Below are 21000 nucleotides of genomic sequence, written 5' to 3' on the forward strand. Positions count from 1 at the left end.
GCGCATTGTATACCTCATGCTTTGACGCGCGCGACGTGGCCGCGATGATCAGTACGCCGCTCGGTAGATCTTCTCGATATCGACGGCGCTCAGTTTACGTGGATTGTTGCGCATCAGGCGCTCGATCCCCGCCGCTTCCACAGCCATGGCCGGGATCGCATCCTCCGGCACACCGAAACTGCGCAGCCCTGGCGGAATCTCTACCGCCGCGCACAATGCGGTCATTGCCTCCACGGCTTTGTCCGCTGCTTCGTTGGCGCTCAGATGGACAGTCCTCACCCCCATGGCTTCGGCAATATCCTGCATGCGCTCGACGCAGGCCATCTTGTTCCACGTCATGACATACGGCAGCAGCAAGGCGTTGCTGACGCCATGAGCGATGTTGAAACGCCCGCCCAGCGGATACGCCAGCGCATGCACCGCGCCGACCCCGGCATTACCGAAGGCCATGCCGGCCATCAGGCTGGCGGTGGCCATGTCTTCGCGGGCTTGCAGGTTGGACGGGTTGGCATAGGCCTTGGGCAGCGCTTTGGCGATCAGCTTGATGGCGCCGATGGCCAGGGCATCGGTGATCGGCGAGGCGTTGACCGACAGGTAGGATTCGATGGCATGCACCAGCGCGTCGACACCGCTGGCGGCGGTGACGCTGCGTGGGCAGGTCAGGGTCATTTGCGGACTGACCAGCGCCACGTCCGGCAATAGGTAGTCGCTGACAATCCCTTTCTTCAATTGCGCGACCTTGTCGGAGAGGATCGCCACATTGGTCACCTCCGACCCGGTGCCGGCCGTGGTCGGGATGGCGATCAGCGGCGGGCCTTTGCGCGGCACCTGATCGATGCCGAACAAATCCTCCAGCGCACCGTGGTAACCGGCGTAGGCCGCGACGCTTTTGGCGATGTCGATGGCGCTGCCGCCGCCGAGGCCAATCAGACCGTCATGCCCGCCCTCGCGGTAAACCCGCATGCAGTCTTCGACGATGGCGATTTCCGGGTCTGGCAGCACACGGTCGAAAATTTCGTAGGATCGATCGCCCAACTGCGCCAGCGCCAGCTCGACCGTGCCGGACTTGACCAGCGCCGCGTCGGTGACGATCAGCGGGTTGTCGATATCCAGGCGGGTGAGTTCGGCGGCCAACTGCTCGATGGCACCTGCGCCGGTGATCAGTTTGTGAGCAATCTTGAAAGAGGAAAGACTCATCGTGCGCAGCCTCTTATAAATAGGGGAGCTGGGCACAATAGTAGCTGGGGATTGGGGTTTGTCTGCTATTCAGGTTGTGAATGACCCAACATCCCGAAACACCTTGAACTCCTGTGGGAGCGAGCCTGCTCGCGATAGCGGAGTATCAGTCGACATCAAGATTGAATGTCAGTCCGTCATCGCGAGCAGGCTCGCCCCCACAGGGGATGGTGTGTGGGTTTAGACCTGGGCAGTGCGCAGTTTTTCGCTGCGGCCACGCAGCCACTCGAGGGTCAGCAACAGGATCACCGAGAAGGCGATCAGCAGGGTTGCTGCAGCGGCAATCGTCGGGCTGAGGTTTTCGCGGATCCCGCTGAACATCTGCCGAGGCAACGTCGCTTGTTCGGGACCGGCGAGGAACAGCGTCACCACCACTTCATCGAACGACGTCGCGAAGGCAAACAGCGCACCCGAGATCACACCCGGCGCAATCAGCGGCAACGTCACCCGGCGGAACGCCGTCAGCGGCGAAGCTCCCAGACTGGCAGCGGCGCGCACCAGGTTATGGTTGAACCCCTGCAAGGTCGCCGAAACAGTAATGATCACGAAAGGCACGCCCAGCACCGCGTGCACCACGATCAGCGAGAAGAAGCTGTTGCCCAGGCCCAACGGCGCAAAGAACAGGTAGCTCGCCACACCGATGATCACTACCGGCACCACCATCGGCGAAATCACCAGGGCCATGACCAGCGCCTTGCCCGGGAAATCACCCCGAGTCAGGCCAATCGCCGCCAGCGTCCCAAAGATCATCGCCAACACCGTCGCCGCCGGAGCGACGATGACGCTGTTCCTCAATGCCCGCATCCATTCCGCCGAGGCGAAGAAGTCCTGATACCAGTGCAGCGAGAAGCCTTGCAGCGGATAGACCAGGAAACTGCCCGAGTTGAACGACAGCGGAATGATCACCAGCACCGGCAGAATCAGGAACAACAGAATCAAGCCGCAGAGAATCCGCAAGCTGTAGAACCACACCCGCTCAATGGGCGACATATAAGGACTCAGCATTTCATTCTCCCCTTAGCTCAGGCGCAGGCGACTGGCGCCCACCAGCCAGCTGTAAATCAGATAAAGCACCACGGTCGCCAACAGCAGCAGCCCACCGAGTGCGGTCGCCATGCCCCAGTTGATGCTGGTGTTGGTGTAGAAGGCGACGAAGTAGCTGACCATCTGATCGTTCGGGCTGCCCAGCAACGCCGGGGTGATGTAGTAGCCGATGGCGAGGATGAACACCAACAGGCAACCGGCGCCGACACCGGCATAGGTCTGCGGGAAGTACACCCGCCAGAAACTGGCGAACGGGTGGCAGCCGAGGGAAATCGCGGCGCGCATGTAGGTCGGCGAAATGCCTTTCATCACGCTGTAGATCGGCAGAATCATGAACGGCAGCAGGATGTGCACCATGGAGATGTAAACGCCTGTGCGGTTGAACACCAACTCCAGCGGTTTATCGATGATGCCCAGCGCCATCAGGCCGCTGTTGATCAAGCCACCCGATTGCAGTAACACGATCCAAGCGGCCACCCGGACCAGGATCGAGGTCCAGAAAGGCAACAACACCAGAATCATCAGCAGATTACTTTGGCGTGACGGCAGGTTCGCCAGCAAGTAAGCCAAGGGATATGCCAGCAACAAGCAGATCACGGTGATGATCAGGCCCATCCAGAACGTGCGGGCGAAGATGTCGAGGTAAATCGCCTGGTCAGGCGTGGCCGGTGCGATTTCGCCGAGGTCGTCGATGCGATGATCGACAGCCGCCAGCAAATAGTACGGTGTGATGTTGCTGGTGTTGCGACGCACCGCTTGCCAATAGGCCGGGTCGCCCCAGCGTTCGTCGAGGCCTTCCAGCGCTTCTTTATAAGAGGCCGGTTCAGTGGCGAACGGCAAGGCGCGGGCGGTTTTGGTCAGCAGGCTGCGGTAGCCGGCCAACTCCATGTTCAAGCGCTTGGACAAGTCGCCCAGGGTCTGATTCTTGCGCGCTTCAGCGAGGTCTTCGCTGGCCGCTTTGTACACCGGCTCGGCGGGCAGGCCGCGGCCGTCCCAACTGGCGATGGCCGCCACAGTGCGCGGCATGCCGCCGACCACTTCAGGGTTACCAACGCTTTTGTAGAGCAGCGCCACGATCGGCACCAGGAACACCAGCAACAGAAACAGCACCAGGGGCGCGATCAAGGCCTGGGCCTTCCAGCGGTTGATCCGCTCGGCGTGCTTGAGCCGCTGCTTCAAGGTGGGGTCAGTGCCCGCGTTCAGGGGAATGGCGGTGGCCATGGCGTACTCCGGAAATCTTTGATCGTTGCAGAGGCAGGCAAGCTTCCTCTGTTCTTGATAACTACATATCACCCCTGTAGGAGCGAGGCTTGCCCGCGAAAACGTCGGCACATTCAACATTAATGCTGACTGACACGCTGCCTTCGCGGGCAAGCCTCGCTCCTACTGGGGACTGATCGTTCCCACGCTCTGCGTCACAGGGACGCGGAGCATCCCGGGCGGCATTCCCACGCAAAGCGTGGGAACGATCATCCGCAGAACCGTCGTCCTGTGTGACTTGCTTATTTGGCAGCCCAGGAATTGAAGCGCTGCTCCAGTTGCTCGCCGTTGTCAGCCCAGAAGCTGACGTCGATCTGCACCTGGTTGGCGATGTTTTCCGGGGTGGTCGGCATGTCTTTCAGGACATCCTTGGCCAACAACGGTACGGCTTGAATGTTGGCCGGGCCGTAAGCGATGTTTTCCGAGTAGGTCTTCTGCTGCTGCGGCGCCACCGAGAACGCGATGAATTTCTTCGCCGCTTCGGCGCGCTTGGCGTCCAGACCTTTCGGGATAGCCCATGCGTCGAAGTCGTAGATACCGCCGTTCCACACGACTTTCAGGTTGCTTTCTTTCTGTACGGCGGCGATCCGGCCGTTGTAGGCCGAGCTCATGACCACGTCACCGGACGCGAGGTATTGCGGCGGTTGTGCGCCGGCTTCCCACCACTGAATGCTTGGCTTGAGCTCATCGAGCTTCTTGAATGCGCGGTCCTGACCGTCTTTGCCGGCCAGCACTTTGTAGACGTCTTTCGGCGCAACGCCGTCGGCCATCAGTGCGAATTCCAGGGTGTACTTGGCCCCTTTACGCAGGCCGCGCTTGCCCGGGAATTTTTTGGTGTCCCAGAAATCCACCCAGCTGGTCGGTGCCGAGGCCAGTTTGTCGGCGTTGTAGGCCAACACGGTCGACCACACGAAGAAACCTACGCCGCAAGGCTGGATCGCGCCCTTGACGTAATCTTCGGATTTGCCGAACAGCGCAGGATCAAGTTGCTCGAACATGTCTTCGTCGCAACCGCGAGACAGTTCTGGCGACTCAACTTCCACCAGGTCCCAGGACACGCTCTTGGTGTCGACCATGGCTTTTACCTTGGCCATCTCACCGTTGTATTCGCCAGCCACGATCTTGCCGTTGCCTGCCGCTTCCCACGGTGCGTAGAAGGCTTTGACCTGCGCCGCCTTGTTCGCCCCGCCAAAGGACACCACGGTCAAATCCGGGCCCGCCGCCATCGCGTGTGCCGCACCGATCATGCCCATGACCAAAGCGGTGAATTTCAGGGATCTCAACATTTATTGTTCTCTCCACGTGCAGGGTTGGTGTTGGTGTAGCCGGGGCGATCAGTTCGCCTCTAGAAGGGGGTCGAGCGCGCGAACGTGTTCGACCTGCCAGCCAAGCGGTACCACGTCGCCGACAGCCAGCGCGGGATCGAGCTCGGCAATCGGTTGTTTCACGAAGAAGTCGGTCTTGCCGCAGACTTCCAGGCGAACCCGGACGTGGTCGCCCAGATAGATGAATTCCGCTACCCGCCCTGAGAAGCGGTTGACGCAGGACTCGCTGGAGCCGTTGAGGCTTACGCGTTCCGGGCGAATCGACAGCGTGACCGGTTCGCCGGTTTTGCCGACGTTGACCGCCAGGGCTTCAACCTTTTCACCGCGGCCGAGCTCGACGATGCAGCGGTCGCCGGTCTGGCTGTGCAAGCGGCCGTTGAGGCGGTTGTTCTCGCCGATGAAATTGGCGACGAAGGTGTTTTTCGGCTCTTCATAGAGGGTGCGCGGCGCGGCGATCTGCTGGATCTCGCCCTGATGGAACACCGCCACGCGGTCGGACATGGTCAGGGCTTCGCCCTGGTCGTGAGTCACGTAGACCACGGTCACGCCGAGGCGCTGGTGCAGGTGTTTGATTTCCATCTGCATGTGTTCACGCAGTTGTTTGTCCAGTGCGCCGAGGGGTTCGTCCATCAGCACCAGTTGCGGTTCGAACACCAATGCGCGGGCCAGGGCCACACGCTGTTGCTGACCGCCGGACAGTTGTGCCGGGTAGCGCTGGGCGAAGGCGTCGAGCTGAACCATGCTCAGCACACGCTTGACCCGGTCACTGACATCGCTCTTGTTCAAGCCGCGCACGGTCAGCGGGAACGCCAGGTTCTCGGCGACGGTCATGTGCGGGAACAACGCGTAGTTCTGGAACACCATGCCGATGTCCCGCTTGTGCGGCGGTACGTTGTTGATGGAGCGTCCGGCCAGCTGGATTTCGCCGGCGGTGGGTGTTTCGAAACCGGCGAGCATCATCAGGCTGGTGGTCTTGCCGGAGCCGGAAGGCCCGAGCAAGGTGAGGAACTCGCCTTTGCGAATCTCCAGGTTGAGGTCTTTGACGATCAGGTTCTCGCCGTCGTAGCTTTTTTGCACTCCACGAAAGCTGACCAGAATGTCACTGGCCCCTGCGTTTGAATCGACCTGGCTCATACCCACACCTTTTTTGTTGATGACTGCTGTGGACTAAGCCTAGTGGACGCTGCCGACCGCGCAAATCGGGGCGCAGGAGAGAATCGCCTCAGCGGGATGGAAGGTTGGGTGTAGGGATTGCCCTACAAGGATGGCGGGGATGGGCAGGTGCAACGGTGATTTGCAGCTACAAGCGGCAAAAATGGGCAAAAGCGGGATTTCAGGATGTCGCAAATGGATATGACGACGAGATTCCTGTAGGAACGAGGCTTGCCCGCGAAGGCGCCCGCGCTGGCGCTAAAAGCTTCGCGGGCAAGCCTCGCGCCTACAGGGGATCGCATTCAGATCTAGAGGAGTTTGTGTTCCATCGCGTACTTCACCAGTTCCGCCAGTGAGGTGATGTTGAGCTTTTGCATCAGCCGCGCCTTATGGGTGCTGATGGTTTTGCTGCTCAGGGCCAGTTGCTGGGCGATATCGTTAACGTTGGCGCCCTGGGCCAGGCGTTCGAACACCGAGAACTCACGCTCCGAGAGCAATGAGTGCAACGGCCGCGAATCGGTCAGGCCGACTTCGAAGACCATGCGGTCCGCCAGGTCCGGGTCAATGTAGCGACCGCCCGCAGCGACCTTGCGGATCGCTGTCAGCAACAGCGCCGGATCGCTGTCCTTGGTCGCATAACCCGCGGCGCCGACCTTTAATGCCCGGGCAGCCATTTGTGCCTCGTCGTGCATCGACAACACCAGGATGGCCGGCGGATTGTTCAACGCACGAATCCTTGGAATCGCTTCCAGGCCATTGACGCCAGGCATGGAGATGTCCAGCAACACCACTTCGCAGGGCACATGCCGCAAGGTTTCGAGCAACTGCTCGCCATTGCTCGCCTCCCCTACCACCAGCAAGTCCTTGGCCAGGCCAATCAACTGCTTGATGCCTTCACGGACGATGGTGTGGTCTTCGGCTACCAGTACACGGATCACAGTCTTCTCCATTCTTTTTATGTAAGAGCCAAGATCATTCTCGGGCAAGCTCGCTCCTAAAGTGGACTACGGGGTATATCAGCTATCTGCGCACCTGCCCGAATCCCTGTGGGAGCGAGCCTGCTCGCGATGACGAAAGCAAAGTCACCACGAAGACTTCAGCCCTCATCCACCGGCACTCGCACACTCAACGTGGTGCCCTCCCCCGGCTCACTCTCCAGCGACAACCGCCCGCCCATGATCAACACCCGCTCACGCATGCCGACCACACCGAAGGACGTTGCCCTGCCCGTGGCGGGGACAAATCCTACGCCATCATCGCTCACCGTCAGACACAACTCGTCACCTTCCAGCGTCAATGTCAGTTCGACAGTATGCGCCTGGGCATGCCGCATGACATTGGTCAGCGCTTCCTGAAGGATTCGGAACAGCCCAATCGCCTTGGCATCACTGAGCACCGGCAGGTTCTCCGGCACCTGCACCAGACATGGAATCTGCGTGCGCGCCTCGAAGCGCCGGGCCTGCCACTCGATCGCCGAGGCGATCCCGGCATCGAGAATCGGTGGTCGCAGCGCGGTCGCCACATCGCGCACCAGCTGGAACAGCTGCGCAATCAGGCGTTTCATGCTGTTCAAGCGCTCGTTCAGACCAGGGTCGAGCTGGGCGTAGGCCAATTCGCACATGGAGGTTTCCAGCTTCAGTACGGTGAGCATCTGACCCAGTTCATCGTGAACTTCCCGGGCGATGCGCGCTTTTTCCTCTTCGCGCACGCTCTCCAGGTGAGCGGACAGCTCACGCAGTTGCTCACGGGAACTGGCCAGTTCCAGCTCGATGCGCTTGCTCTCGCTGATGTCCCAGACAATCCCGTCCCAGACATAGGCGCCATCTTCGAGCCGACGAGTGATGGCCTTGATCTCGGCCCAGCGCTGCTCGCCCGAACGAGTAAGAATCCGCCCCTGCCACGACCAGTCACTGTCGGTGTCCAGCGCATGGTCCTGAGTCTGGTGATAGCTGGCCTTGTCGTCCGGGTGCACCAGGCTGCGCAGGCCTTTGTCACGGTGGGCCAGGGTCGCCGGCGAATAACCCGACAGGCTCTCGCTGCCTTCGCTGATGTAGGCAAAGTCGATCTGCCCTGTCACCGGCGCCCGCTCAAGGCGGAAGACCAATCCCGGAACGTTGGCCGCAATCCCCTGCAACCGCGCTTCGCTTTCCTGCAACGCCGCCAGGGCGCGACGACGTTCGGTGACGTCGTTGAGGTAGACCACCAGGTATTCACCACCACGAAAGCGCATAAAGCTCAACGAAACATCGGTCGGCAGGATGCTGCCATCCGCTCGCACACAGTTGGTTTCGAAACTTTGCGGCCCTTCTTCGCTGGCCCGGGCACGCTTCCACAGGTTCAGCCAGCGATCCATGTGCAGGCCCGGCTCAAAGTCGATCAGCGGCCGATCCATGATGCCGCCGACCGGATACCCGAGCATGGTTTCGGCCGCGCGGTTGGCGTAGCGCACGTGGCTGTCCCAATTGACCCAGAGTATGCCGACGGTGCTCTGATCGATGGAAAATTGCGTGAGGCGCAACGCCTCTTCGCTGGCCTCGCGCAGGGCGATGTCCTCGCGCGCCTCCAATAGTCGCTGTTCCAGACTGTGTTGTTGGCGGCGCTGCCAGAACACGATGGCCATGCTGCTCAACATCAACACCGCCATCAACAGGCTGAGGTTTTGCCAGAAGCCCGGGGTCTCGGTCAGGCGCGGGTATTTGGGTTGCAGCCATTGGTTGTGCAGTTGCTCCAGGTCCTTGGCCGGGATCGCCCGCAGCGCGCTTTCGACGATGCCGGCCAGTTCCGGTTGATCCCGCCGCGTGGCTACTCGCAGCAATTGCGGCAAGCCGATGTCACCCACCACGACCAGCCCGGCAAATTCAGGCTCGACGGACAGCCGCCCCAATTGCGCTTCATCGACCACGGCATAACCGGCCTGCTGACTCAGCAACAATTGCAATGCCTGGCGCTCGGTCGGTACGCCTTGCAGGTTCAGGTGGGGATAGTTGCCGCGCAGATAGTCAGCCGTCGCACTGGGCATGCGCACAGCGACGCGGGTTTGGCTGTCGAGTTTTTCCAGCTCCACGGCGCCGGTGCTTTTCTGGTCACTGACCACCAGTTGCGGCACCCGCATGTAGGGGTCGGAGAATTGCCAGAACCGCAGGCCGGCGGGGGTTTGGGTCAGCCCGGGAGCGATGTCGATTTCACCCTCGCGCGCGGCGGCTTCCAGTTGCGCAAGGTCGGGGAAATTACGCCAGCTCAGCTCGACCTTGAGCGCTTTGGCCAGCCATTTCATCAACTCGACGTTGACCCCCGACAGGCGCTGCAAGCGGCGATCGTATTGCGCGTAAGGCGCCTGCAGCACCAGCCCGACACGCAATTCTCCGTGCACTGCCAGCCACTGTTGTTGCTGGAGCGACAGGGGCGCGACGTGCGTCGGTGGCGCGGAAGCCGCCCAACTCATCAAGGGAAACCACAAACAGCCGATAACCCACAGGCAGCGAAAACGCATCATCGAAGTCTCACACACTGACAAATACTGACCAACCCATTAGGCTGCCGGAATAACTTCTGGCCTGGAATATCCGATGCCCCCTGTCTACCGCCTGGCATTGCCAGCATTGTGCCTGTCGCTGATCCTGCCTTGCGCCTTTTCCGTCGAGGCGGCCGACCCGGCACCTGCCGCTGCGGAAAAACCCGCAGAAGAAAAACCGGTCGAACGCCAGCCACTGCTTGAGCGTAGTCAGGAAGAAACGACAGCACTTGAGCGAAAAATCCCCGCGCAGGAACAGCAACAGCTGCAAGCCGGCGCCGACACCTTCCTTGCGCTGTGGAAACCGGCCAACACCGCCGAGCCCAAAGGCGCGGTGATTATCATCCCAGGCGCAGGTGAAACCGTTGACTGGCCGCAAGCAATCAGCCCGTTGCGTAACAAATTGCCCGACGCGAAGTGGAGCAGCCTGAGTATCACCTTGCCGGACGTGCAAAGCGACGCCATTGCGCCACGCGTCATGGAAATGCCGCCAACGCTCAAGGCGCCGGAAACCGGCAGCAAGGACTCGACTACGGCCGCTCCCATCGAGCAAGCGGCAGGTGGTGAAGCGGAAGTAGCCGACAAGGCCATCGCCGAAACCACCGAGGAACAGTCAAAGGCCGCCGCCGAACGCATCTTTGCTCGAATTGATGCGGCCATTGCGTATGCCGAACAGCAAAGCGCTCGCAGCATCGTGGTGTTGGGCCATGGCACAGGCGCTTATTGGGCCGCGCGTTATCTGAGCGAGAAGCAGCCGTCGCAAGTGGAAAAATTTGTGATGGTCGCGGCACAGACGCCTGCCGCGGCGAAACCCGAACTGGTCGAGCTGACGCCGACACTGAAGCTGCCGACGGCAGATATCTTCTACATGGATAAGCCGCTGGATCGCAACGCAGCACTGGCACGGATGCAGGCCAGCAAGCGCTTGAAGTCTTCAGCGTTCAGCCAGGTATCGCTCAAGGCGTTGCCCGGTAATGCCAGGGCAGAGCAAGAGCAACTGGTGCGCCGGGTGCGCGGGTGGTTGAATCCGCAGAAGGCGGCGGACTGAAAGACCGCGTCGCCCCCATCGCGAGCAAGCCTAGCTCTTACAGGTTCTGTGTTGTATGACGCGAAACCTGTAGGAGCGAGGCTTGCCCGCGAAGACGGTATCCCTGGCGACACGAATCTTTCCAGCTACCGAAAATCCCGCCGCTCACGAATCAACGTATAAGCCGTATGCAGTTCGCGAGTCTTGTCCGTCGCCTCACGCACCTGCAACGCCGTTGCACCGCTGCCGGCAATCTTGTCCGGGTGATGGCGACTGAGCAGGCGTCGATAGGCACGCTTTATCTGCGCCGGCTCGCTGGTCGCGGACACCCCCAACAGCTGCAAGGCATCCTGATAAGTCAGGGTGCTGCTGACCTGCGGTCGCTTGTGCTGATCGTAGTCGGCCGCCAGCGCCAGTACTTGTTGCGGCGTCCAGCCCAGCCACTTGCCCCACAGGGCCAGCAATTCACGTTCATTGTTCCCCGCACGCCCATCGGCCCAAACCATGCGCCAACAGGCGCGCAATACGCCTTCCGCGGCGTGGGGCTGAGCACTCAAGCGCCGCAGATACCCGCGCAACCGGTCACGGCCCAACTTGCCGCGATTGAACGCGGCAATGGCACGACGCTGCGCCGATTCGGTCATTTCCAGCGCACGCATTTCCTGACGAGCCTGCTGGATGTGACCATCCACCACGCGTCCATCGCTCTTGGCCAACCGCCCCAGCAACACGAACAACAGTTCATCGTTGCGCAGCATCGGACGACCGCCGAGCTTTTCACGCAAATGCCCCCAGCTTTGCAGGTGCAAGCGCCGATCCAGCGCCTGTCCCAGCAAAGCACCGAGCATGGCCCCCGGAATGCTGGCTATGGCAAAGCCCGCTCCGGCTCCAATCAGAGTCCCTGGCCACAGCATCTCAGCGTCTCGCTTCTATCAGGGTTTCAACTTCAGCCAGGCGTTCATGCGTGCCGACATCCACCCAGTGTCCGCTCAGGCGTTCGCCGGTAACCTGTCCATCCGCCATCGCTTTGCGCAGCAACGGCGCCAGTTTGAAGGCGCCGGCCGAGCAACCGTCGAACAGTTGCGGATGCAGCACGGCAATGCCGCTGTAGGTCAGGGTGTCGGCGTCGGGCTGACCGTCGCGCACTTGCCCGTCGACCAGCGTGAAATCGCCGGTCGGGTGATGGGCCGGATTGTCCGCCAGCACCAGGTGCGCCAACCCGGCGATGGGTTGATGCAGCACGCTGAAGTCGTAGTCAGTCCAGATGTCACCATTGACCACCAGGAATGCTTCATCGCCCAGCAGAGGCAATGCGCGGAAGATACCGCCGCCGGTTTCCAGTGGCTCCCCTTCCGGTGAGTACTGAATACGCAGGCCGTATTGCGAGCCGTCACCCAAGTAGCTTTCGATCTGCTGACCGAGCCAGGCGTGGTTGATCACAATCTCGGTAAACCCGGCGTTTACCAGGGCTTTCAAGTGGTACTCGATCAGAGGCACGCCGCCAGCACGAACCAGCGGTTTGGGTGTGGTCAGGGTCAGCGGGCGCATGCGCTCGCCTTTGCCGGCCGCCAGAATCATCGCCTTCATGCAGGGGCTCCAGCACGCAGGCTCAGCAGCAACACATCCAGCTCGGCCAGCTCAGGACGGCGGGCGATCACTGCATTCATATAAGCAAAGAAGCGCTGCACATCGGCCAGGTAGCGTGGCTTGCCGTCGCGATGACAGATGCGTGCGAAAATGCCGATCACTTTCAGGTGACGCTGCACGCCCATCAGGTCGCTGGCGCACAGGAAGTCTTCGAAATCAGGCTGCACGGGAATGCCGAGCGCACCCGCTTGCTGCCAGTAATTTTCCAGCCAGGCGTGCACACGCTCCTCGGGCCAACTGAGGAAAGCGTCCTTGAACAGGCAAGTGACGTCATAGGTCACCGGGCCGTAGACCGCGTCCTGGAAATCCAGCACGCCGGGGTTCGGCTCGCTGAGCATCAGGTTGCGAGGCATATAGTCGCGATGCACCAGCACTTTAGGCTGGGCCAGGGCGCTGTCGATCAGCAGCTCAGTCACGTGCTGCCAGAGCATTTGCTGCGCCGAGTCGAATTCGATGCCCAACTCGCGCTTCACGTACCACTCGGGGAACAGCTCCAGCTCACGACGCAGCAAAGCCACGTCGTAACTCGGCAACGGCGCGACCATCGGCAATTGCTGGAAAGCCAGCAATGCTTGCAGGGCATCCTTGAACAAATCGTCGGCGTTTTCGCTGTCGATCACGTCCAGATAAGTCTTGTTGCCCAAGTCATTGAGCAAAAGAAATCCGCGTTCGAGGTCTTCGGCATAAATTTTCGGCACATTTATTCCGGACTTCGCCAACAAAAAAGCGATATCCACGAAGGGTTTGCAGTTTTCCTGGGGCGGTGGCGCGTCCATCACGACGAAACTTCTGCCTTCGCCTTCCCAGCGGAAATAGCGCCGAAAACTCGCGTCACTACTGGCCGCGGTCAATGTGGCCGGGGGTACGACGCCCCAGCCCTGTTCTGCAAAGAGAATAGCCAACTGCTCATCGAGCCAAACTTTCAGGTGTTGCAAACGTACATCTTGGTCAGGCATTGCAAGGGTCTCCGACGGCGCTAGCCGTCAAGCGGGTCATGCTTTATTATCCAGCATCTTTTTCAGACCATCGAGAGGCGTGCGGCCCACACCGCGGGCAGATGGCACGCAGGAAGCCCGGACTAATAAGATGGCATTGAAATCCCCCGCGTTTCGTAAAAAATTTCCGTTGTTGGTTACCGGCAGTCTGCTGGCCCTGCAACCCCTAGCCACTTCTTTCGTGGTCGCCGCGGAACAGTATGACTGCTCAGTCTCTGCTTCGGGTGCCTGGGACTGTGCGCCAAAAGCGCCAGCGGCGGCATTGCCTCCGCGTCCCGTCCATGACGGCAGCGCAGTTTCCGCCACCGGCGAACCTGCGTCCGAAAGTGGCACCAGTGAAGACACTGGCGCCAAGCCTGTGCTGGTTACCGAGTCCAAAGGCCGCGGCCTGAAGTCGCGTAGTGCAGACTACAGTCACCTCGACTGGGTTCCGCGCGAGAACCTCACGGCAGCGCAACTGGCCGAGACCGGTCCTTACTGCTCTGGTTCCTATATCGAACCGATTCGTCCTGGCATGAATGACAAGACGGATAAAAGTGACGCTCCAACCTTTATCGGCGCGAAAGCCTCCCGCTATAAGCAGGAAGAGCAAGTCGCGACCCTGGCCGGTGACGTCGTCATGCGTCAGGGCAGCATGCAGGTTGAAGCCGACGAAGCGAATCTTTACCAGGCCGAGAGCCGTGGCGAACTGAGCGGCAACGTGCGCATTCGCGACAACGGCGCACTGATCGTGGGCGACCACGCCGACGTGCAGCTCGATACCGGTGAAGCCAAGGTCGATAACGCCGAATACGTTATGCACAAATCCCGTATCCGCGGTAACGCGCTGTACGCCAAACGTGCTGAAAACGCGATCATCCGCCTCAAGGATGGTACGTACACCACGTGCGAACCGAACAGCAACGCCTGGCAGCTCAAGGGCAACAACATCACCTTGAACCCGGCGACCGGCTTCGGTACCGCGACCAACGTGACACTGCGGGTCAAGGACATTCCTGTCCTGTACACGCCGTACATCTATTTCCCGATCGATGACCGTCGCCAGTCCGGCTTCCTGCCGCCGACTATCGGCACGGGCAGCGATACCGGCTTCATGCTGGTCACACCGTATTACTTCAACCTGGCACCGAACTACGATGCCACGTTGTACCCGCGCTACATGAGCAAGCACGGCTTGTTGATGGAAGGCGAGTTCCGTTACCTCACCAAGTCGAGTGAAGGTCAGTTTGGCGCCGCGTACCTCAACGACGAAGACACCGATCGCAGCAAGCAGACCGACTACCAGAAAAACCGCTACATGTATAACTGGCAGCACAAGGGTGGTTTGGATTCGCGTGTTTTCACGAAGGTTGATTACACCAAGATCAGCGATCCGTATTACTTCCAGGATCTGCAGACTGATCAGATTGGTGTGAAGAGCGCCGATTACGTAAACCAGCAGGGTTCCGTCACTTACCGTGGCGACAGTTACACCGCCATGATCAATGCCCAGGCGTTCCAGCTCGCCACCGTTTCCAACATCACGCCATATGATCGTCTGCCGCAGATCACCTTCAATGGGGCGTTGCCGTATCATCCCGGTGGACTGGATCTTGATTACACCACTGAAATCGTGCGGTTCGACCGGGACCTGAAAGATGGCAACTTTGTAGATGAAGATGGGGGTCCACTCAATGCCGACGGGACTATCGGCACTCCTCGGCTCGACACCAACGTCTTCGGCCTGGCACGAGCCAACGGTACTCGCCTGAATGTCGCGCCTGTTGTCAGCTATCCGATGAATACAACCTATGGCTTCCTGAAGCCATCGCTCAAGTATCAATACACCCAGTACGACCTCGAACTCGACGGCAAGGGTAAAACTGACATTGCCAATCAGGGACCTGAAGGTGATCGCCTCAATGGTACCTTCGGTAGCAACCAGAGTCGCGGCGTGCCGATCGTCAGCATCGACAGCGGTCTGTACTTCGACCGCAATACAACTTGGTTTGGCAAAAACTATCGCCAGACCCTGGAACCTCGCCTGTTCTACCTTTACGTTCCAGAGAAAGACCAGACCGACATTCCGGTATTTGATACAGGCGAATATACCTTTAACTACTCGTCATTGTTCCGCGACAACCGATTCTCCGGGTCTGACCGTGTCGGCGACGAGAACAAGCTGTCTCTGGGCATAACCAACCGCTGGATCGAAGACAACGGCTTTGAGCGCCAAACCATCAGCGTAGGTCAAGCCTTGTACTTCAAGGATCGTGAAGTCCAGTTGCCGGGTATTGATGCGAAAACCCGTGACGATGCGCACGCGAATGTGTCGCCATATGCACTGGAATATGCTTACCGCTTCGACCGCGACTGGCGAGCCACAGCCGACTACAACTGGGACCCGGACAGCCGCAGCCCTCGCTCGGGCAGCGCGATGTTCCACTACCAGCCTGAGGACAACCCGAACAAGGTCATCAACGCCGGTTATCGCTATCGCAATGACCAGGTCCGTTACGACCAGAACAGCGGTAAATGGTCGGTGGGCGGTGGTGATTACGGCACCCCAGGCCAACCTGGCTACGTGAAGGACTACTACAAAATCCAACAGCACGACTTCTCGGTGATCTGGCCAATCGTGCCGCAATGGAACGCCATCAGCCGCTGGCAGTATGACTACAACCGCAACCGTACCCTGGAAGCCTTCGGTGGTTTCGAGTACGACAACTGCTGCTGGAAACTGCGCCTGATCAATCGTTACTGGGTTTCCTATGACGAGTTCAGTCAAGACGCCCCACAAAACGAAAAAGGCGACCACGGCGTCTTCCTACAAATCGTTCTGAAAGGTCTCGGCGGCCTCACCGGCGCCAAAGTAGAGAGCTTCCTCGACAAAGGCATCCAAGGTTATCGTGAACGTGAAGACCAAGCTTTCTGATTGTCTGCGCCCGCTAGTGCTGGGCGCGCTGTTCCTGGGTACTGCGGCCAACGCCGCGGTACAGTCCATCGATAAAGTGGTGGCCATTGTCGACAACGACGTGGTCATGCAGAGCCAACTGGACCAGCGTGTTCACGAAGTTCAGCAAACCATCGCCAAACGCGGTTCTGCGGTTCCGCCGGCCGGCGTGCTGGATCAGCAGGTGCTTGAGCGTCTGATCGTCGAAAACCTGCAATTGCAGATCGGCGAGCGTTCCGGCATCCGCATTACCGATGAAGAACTGAACCAGGCTGTCGGCACCATTGCCCAGCGCAATAACATGTCAATTGATCAGTTCCGTGCTGCCCTGACTCGCGACGGCCTCTCTTATGAGGACGCACGGGACCAGATTCGTCGCGAAATGATCATCAGCCGTGTGCGCCAGCGTCGTGTGGCCGAGCGCATTCAGGTGTCTGAACAGGAAGTGAAGAACTTCCTCGCTTCCGACCTTGGCAAAATGCAGCTGTCCGAAGAATTTCGCCTAGCCAACATCCTGATTCCTACGCCGGAAAGCGCCAATTCCGATGCGATTCAGAATGCAGCCAAGCAAGCGGACGCGGTTTACCAGCAACTCAAGCAAGGCGCTGACTTCGGTCAGTTGGCAATCGCCAAATCCGCCAGCGAAACCGCACTGGAAGGCGGTGATATGGGCTGGCGTAAAGCCGCTCAATTGCCACCTCCGTTCGATCGCATGCTGAGCACCATGACCGTCGGCGATATTACCCAGCCAATGCGCACGCCGGGCGGCTTCATCATCCTGAAGATCCTCGACAAGCGTGGCGGTGAGACCCAGACCCGTGACGAAGTGCACGTGCGTCACATCCTGGTCAAACCTAGCCCGATTCGTGACGAAGCAAAAACCAAAGCCCTGGCTGAATCGCTCTATACCCGAATCGAAGCGGGCGAAGATTTCGGCGAACTGGCGAAAAGCTTCTCGGAAGACCCGGGTTCCGCCCTCAACGGTGGCGACCTGAACTGGATCGACCCGAACGCATTGGTGCCCGAGTTCCGCGAAGTGATGGCCAAGACCCCGCAAGGTCAACTGTCCAAGCCGTTCCAGACTCAATACGGCTGGCACGTTCTGGAAGTCCTTGGCCGCCGCGCCACCGACAGCACGACCCAGGCCCGTGAGCAGCAGGCGATGACCGTACTGCGTAACCGCAAATACGACGAAGAGCTGCAAACCTGGCTGCGTCAGATCCGTGACGAAGCGTATGTAGAGATCAAACTCCCTGGTGCAGACCAGGCAGCGCAGTGAAACCCAAGCGTTTCGCGCTGACACCCGGCGAACCGGCCGGCATAGGTCCTGACCTGTGCCTGCTGCTCGCCTCGCAAGCCCAGCCACATCCCCTGATTGCCATAACCAGCCGCGACCTGCTCCTTGAGCGGGCCGCGCAGCTGGGTGTGGTCGTCGATTTGCTGCCGGTAACACCGGACAGTTGGCCGGATGCCCCGGCACCCGCCAACAGCCTGTATGTCTGGGATACCCCGCTCAATGCACCGGTCATCGCCGGGCAACTGGACAAGGCCAATGCGGCTTTCGTTCTGGAAACCCTGACCCGTGCGGGCCAAGGCTGCCTCGACGGGCATTTCGCCGGCATGATCACCGCCCCCGTGCACAAGGGCGTGATCAATGAATCGGGCATTGCCTTCTCCGGGCACACCGAATTTCTCGCTGACCTGACCCATACCGCACAAGTGGTGATGATGCTTGCCACCCGCGGCTTGCGCGTGGCGCTGGTCACCACTCACCTGCCCCTTCGGGAGATTGCCGATGCAATCACCCCGGAGCGTCTGGAACGGGTCACACGCATTCTGTACTCCGACCTGCAACAAAAGTTCGGCATCGCCCGGCCACGCATCCTGGTCTGCGGGCTAAACCCGCACGCCGGTGAAGGCGGACATCTGGGCCATGAAGAAATCGACATTATCGAACCTACATTAGAGCGCCTGCGCGGCGAGGGCATGGACCTTCGCGGCCCCCTGCCCGCCGACACTCTGTTTACCCCCAAATATCTGGAGCACTGCGACGCGGTGCTGGCGATGTACCACGACCAGGGCCTGCCTGTGCTGAAATACAAAGGCTTCGGCGCGGCAGTCAACGTGACCCTGGGCTTGCCGATCATCCGCACATCGGTCGACCACGGCACTGCCCTGGATCTGGCCGGCAGCGGCAACATCGACACCGGCAGCCTGCAAGTCGCCCTGGAAACCGCCTACCAGATGGCCGAGACCCGTTTATGACCGAACATTACCAACACCGGGCGCGCAAGCGTTTTGGCCAGAACTTCCTGCACGATGCCGGCGTTATCGACCGCATCCTGCGCTCCATCCACGCCAAGCCTGAAGACCGCCTGCTGGAAATCGGCCCGGGCCAGGGTGCACTGACCCAGGGCCTGCTGGGCAGCGGCGCGCAACTGGACGTGGTGGAGCTGGACAAAGACCTGATCCCGATCCTCAATCAGCAGTTCGCCGGCAAGAGCAACTTCAACCTGCATCAGGGCGACGCGTTGAAGTTCGATTTCAACAGCCTGAACGCAGCGCCGGGCAGCCTTCGGGTCGTCGGCAACCTGCCGTACAACATCTCTACGCCGCTGATTTTTCACTTGCTGCACAACGCCAGCCTGATTCGCGACATGCACTTCATGCTGCAAAAGGAAGTGGTCCAGCGTATGGCGGCGGGCCCTGGTGGCGGTGACTGGGGCCGTCTGTCGATCATGGTTCAGTATCACTGCCGGGTTGAGCATCTGTTCAACGTTGGCCCCGGTGCGTTCAATCCGCCACCGAAAGTCGATTCGGCCATCGTGCGCCTGGTGCCTCATGCGGTGCTGCCGCACCCGGCCAAGGATCACAAGCTGCTGGAGCGTGTTGTGCGCGAAGCCTTCAACCAGCGCCGCAAAACCCTGCGCAATACCCTCAAGTTGCTGCTGAGCAACGACGAAATCACGGCAGCCGGTGTCGACGGCAGCCTTCGTCCAGAGCAGCTCGACCTTGCCGCCTTCGTGCGCCTTGCCGACAAGCTCAGCGAACAAGTCCTGGCTACTCCCGCCGTCGACTGACAGCCGACGAGCGTTATCGGGTAGGACACCAGCGCCCATGTCTGGTTTACTACCCGATACTTGGCCTAGACTGAGCTCCATCAGCTACGCCCCGCGTCCCGCTTCGCTTTTAAGGCCTCTTGCATGTCCGATCCTCGTTATCAGGTCGACGTCAGCGTCGTCACCCGCTATCTGGCAGAACAATCGCAACCCGAGCACAACCGCTTCGCCTTTGCCTACACCATTACCGTGCACAACAATGGCGAGCTACCGGCCAAACTGCTGTCTCGGCACTGGGTCATCACCGATGGCGACGGACATGTCGAAGAGGTTCGCGGTGCGGGCGTTGTCGGCCAACAACCGTTGATCGAACCAGGCAAGAGCCATACCTACAGCAGCGGCACCGTCATGACCTCCAAGGTTGGTACGATGCAGGGTACTTATGAAATGATCGCCGACGACGGCAAACACTTTGACGCCGTTATCGCGCCATTCCGCCTGGCGGTGCCCGGAGCCCTGCACTGATGGCGACGTATGCCGTCGGAGACCTTCAAGGCTGCCTTGAAGCCCTGCAATGCCTGCTCAAAAAAGTCGCTTTCGACCCTGCAAAGGATCGCCTGTGGCTGGTGGGCGATCTGGTCAACCGTGGCCCGCAGTCGCTGGAAACCTTGCGTTTTCTCTACAGCATCCGCGAATCGCTGGTGTGCGTGCTAGGCAACCATGACCTGCACCTGCTGGCCGCCGGTAAGAACATAGAACGCCTGAAGAAAACCGATACCCTACGCGAAATTATCGAAGCCCCCGATTGCGCCGAGCTGCTGGAATGGCTACGCCAGCAAAAACTCATGCATTACGACGAACAACGTAACGTTGCGCTGGTGCATGCCGGTATTCCCCCGCAATGGTCGCTGCGCAAAGCACTGAAGTACGCCGCCGAGGTCGAGACGGCGCTGCGCGACGACAATCTGCTGCCGCCCTACCTCGACGGCATGTACGGCAACGATCCGGCGAAATGGGACAGCGACCTCAGAGGCGTCACGCGCCTTCGGGTGATCACCAACTATTTCACCCGCATGCGTTTCTGCACGGCCGAAGGCAAGCTGGACCTCAAGAGCAAGGAAGGCCTGGGCACTGCGCCACCCGGCTACAAACCCTGGTTCCAGCACAAGGAACGCAAGACCAAAGGCGTGAAAATTATTTTCGGGCACTGGGCCGCGCTTGAAGGCCAGTGCAACGAACCGGGCATCTCTGCGCTCGACACGGGTTGCGTCTGGGGCGGTGCCCTGACGATGATGAACGTCGACAGCGGCGAACGCCTGTCCTGCAAATGCGACGAGCATGGCCATGCTGCCGCACCGCCAATCGCCCCACGAACTAGCGAACAAACGCCAGCCAGCGCCCAGCGCTAGACTGCGCTTTCAGCCGAGCCACAGGAGCCCGCCATGAGCGAATTCAAACGTATCCCCCCAGAACAGGCACAGGCCCTGCGCGCACAAGGCGCCGTGGTGGTCGATGTCCGTGACCCCGCGACCTATGCCGCCCTGCACATCAGCGGCTCGAAGCATCTGGACAATCATTCCCTGCATGCCTTCATTCAGGCGGCCGATCTGGACGCACCGACCGTGGTGGTCTGCTATCACGGCAATTCCAGCCAGGGCGCCGCCGCATACCTGATCAGCCAGGGCTTTTCCGACGTGTACAGCATGGATGGCGGTTTTGAGCTGTGGCGTACGACTTATCCTGCGGAAACGGCGCAAGGCACTTCCGAATAATTTTTTTGTAACGTGCAAGCCCCGTCCCCTGTGGGCTCGC

At 60.1% G+C, this 21000-nt stretch carries 18 protein-coding genes; 8 read left to right on the forward strand and 10 right to left on the reverse strand.

The window, feature by feature from the left end; genetic code table 11:
• Positions 1–48: 48 nt before the first annotated feature.
• From AC1ROI_RS33110 to AC1ROI_RS33140, 7 genes are all read right to left on the reverse strand, one after another.
• Positions 49–1197 (reverse strand): iron-containing alcohol dehydrogenase, encoded by a 1149-nt coding sequence (locus AC1ROI_RS33110; RefSeq protein WP_102595488.1) that lies wholly within the window; start codon positions 1195–1197, stop codon positions 49–51.
• A 219-nt stretch (positions 1198–1416) separates the two neighbouring features.
• Complete coding sequence (locus AC1ROI_RS33115; RefSeq protein ID WP_102595489.1) at positions 1417–2241, reverse strand: ABC transporter permease; 825 nt, start codon at positions 2239–2241, stop codon at positions 1417–1419.
• Between the two features lie 12 nt (positions 2242–2253).
• A complete protein-coding gene (locus AC1ROI_RS33120) occupies positions 2254–3501 on the reverse strand; it encodes an ABC transporter permease (RefSeq protein ID WP_010467183.1) in 1248 nt (415 codons plus the stop codon).
• 281 nt (positions 3502–3782) lie between these two features.
• Positions 3783–4826 (reverse strand): ABC transporter substrate-binding protein, encoded by a 1044-nt coding sequence (locus AC1ROI_RS33125; protein WP_010467181.1) that lies wholly within the window; start codon positions 4824–4826, stop codon positions 3783–3785.
• A gap of 48 nt (positions 4827–4874) precedes the next feature.
• Positions 4875–5999, reverse strand: coding sequence for an ABC transporter ATP-binding protein (locus tag AC1ROI_RS33130; RefSeq protein ID WP_010467179.1), 1125 nt, complete (start codon positions 5997–5999; stop codon positions 4875–4877).
• A gap of 326 nt (positions 6000–6325) precedes the next feature.
• Complete coding sequence (locus tag AC1ROI_RS33135) at positions 6326–6955, reverse strand: response regulator (RefSeq protein WP_003210977.1); 630 nt, start codon at positions 6953–6955, stop codon at positions 6326–6328.
• A 158-nt stretch (positions 6956–7113) separates the two neighbouring features.
• Entirely contained in the window at positions 7114–9510 is a 2397-nt protein-coding gene (locus tag AC1ROI_RS33140) for a PAS domain-containing sensor histidine kinase (RefSeq protein ID WP_102595381.1), read from the reverse strand.
• 73 nt (positions 9511–9583) lie between these two features.
• Here AC1ROI_RS33140 and AC1ROI_RS33145 point away from each other — a divergent pair, with 73 nt between their 5' ends.
• Entirely contained in the window at positions 9584–10576 is a 993-nt protein-coding gene (locus AC1ROI_RS33145; protein WP_010467174.1) for an alpha/beta hydrolase family protein, read from the forward strand.
• A 125-nt stretch (positions 10577–10701) separates the two neighbouring features.
• Here the strand turns inward: AC1ROI_RS33145 and AC1ROI_RS33150 are convergent, their stop codons facing one another.
• From AC1ROI_RS33150 to AC1ROI_RS33160, 3 genes are read right to left on the reverse strand one after another with little or no spacing between them, the layout of a single operon-like run.
• Positions 10702–11469, reverse strand: coding sequence for a TerB family tellurite resistance protein (locus tag AC1ROI_RS33150; protein WP_102595382.1), 768 nt, complete (start codon positions 11467–11469; stop codon positions 10702–10704).
• Between the two features lies 1 nt (position 11470).
• Entirely contained in the window at positions 11471–12142 is a 672-nt protein-coding gene (gene murU, locus AC1ROI_RS33155; RefSeq protein WP_102595383.1) for an N-acetylmuramate alpha-1-phosphate uridylyltransferase MurU, read from the reverse strand.
• Positions 12139–13158, reverse strand: coding sequence for an aminoglycoside phosphotransferase family protein (locus AC1ROI_RS33160; RefSeq protein ID WP_102595384.1), 1020 nt, complete (start codon positions 13156–13158; stop codon positions 12139–12141). The genes murU and AC1ROI_RS33160 overlap by 4 nt, the downstream gene beginning before the upstream one ends.
• 130 nt (positions 13159–13288) lie before the next feature.
• Here AC1ROI_RS33160 and AC1ROI_RS33165 point away from each other — a divergent pair, with 130 nt between their 5' ends.
• The 7 genes from AC1ROI_RS33165 to glpE all read left to right on the forward strand — a co-directional run bounded on the left by AC1ROI_RS33165 (position 13289) and on the right by glpE (position 20960).
• Entirely contained in the window at positions 13289–16111 is a 2823-nt protein-coding gene (locus AC1ROI_RS33165; RefSeq protein ID WP_102595385.1) for an LPS-assembly protein LptD, read from the forward strand.
• Positions 16092–17408 (forward strand): peptidylprolyl isomerase SurA, encoded by a 1317-nt coding sequence (gene surA, locus AC1ROI_RS33170; protein WP_010467166.1) that lies wholly within the window; start codon positions 16092–16094, stop codon positions 17406–17408. Before AC1ROI_RS33165 ends, surA begins: the two co-directional genes overlap by 20 nt.
• Positions 17405–18394, forward strand: coding sequence for a 4-hydroxythreonine-4-phosphate dehydrogenase PdxA (pdxA, locus tag AC1ROI_RS33175; RefSeq protein ID WP_102595386.1), 990 nt, complete (start codon positions 17405–17407; stop codon positions 18392–18394). The genes surA and pdxA overlap by 4 nt, the downstream gene beginning before the upstream one ends.
• Entirely contained in the window at positions 18391–19209 is an 819-nt protein-coding gene (gene rsmA, locus AC1ROI_RS33180) for a 16S rRNA (adenine(1518)-N(6)/adenine(1519)-N(6))-dimethyltransferase RsmA (protein WP_010467164.1), read from the forward strand. Before pdxA ends, rsmA begins: the two co-directional genes overlap by 4 nt.
• A gap of 123 nt (positions 19210–19332) precedes the next feature.
• Positions 19333–19713: a Co2+/Mg2+ efflux protein ApaG gene (gene apaG / locus AC1ROI_RS33185; protein WP_010467163.1), complete on the forward strand. Its 381-nt coding sequence runs from the start codon at positions 19333–19335 to the stop codon at positions 19711–19713.
• Entirely contained in the window at positions 19713–20597 is an 885-nt protein-coding gene (locus AC1ROI_RS33190; RefSeq protein ID WP_102595387.1) for a symmetrical bis(5'-nucleosyl)-tetraphosphatase, read from the forward strand. Before apaG ends, AC1ROI_RS33190 begins: the two co-directional genes overlap by 1 nt.
• Positions 20598–20630: 33 nt before the next feature.
• Complete coding sequence (glpE, locus tag AC1ROI_RS33195) at positions 20631–20960, forward strand: thiosulfate sulfurtransferase GlpE (RefSeq protein ID WP_077747310.1); 330 nt, start codon at positions 20631–20633, stop codon at positions 20958–20960.
• Positions 20961–21000: the final 40 nt, after the last annotated feature.

The sequence above is a fragment of the Pseudomonas sp. GW823-FHT02C02 genome (assembly GCF_058797635.1).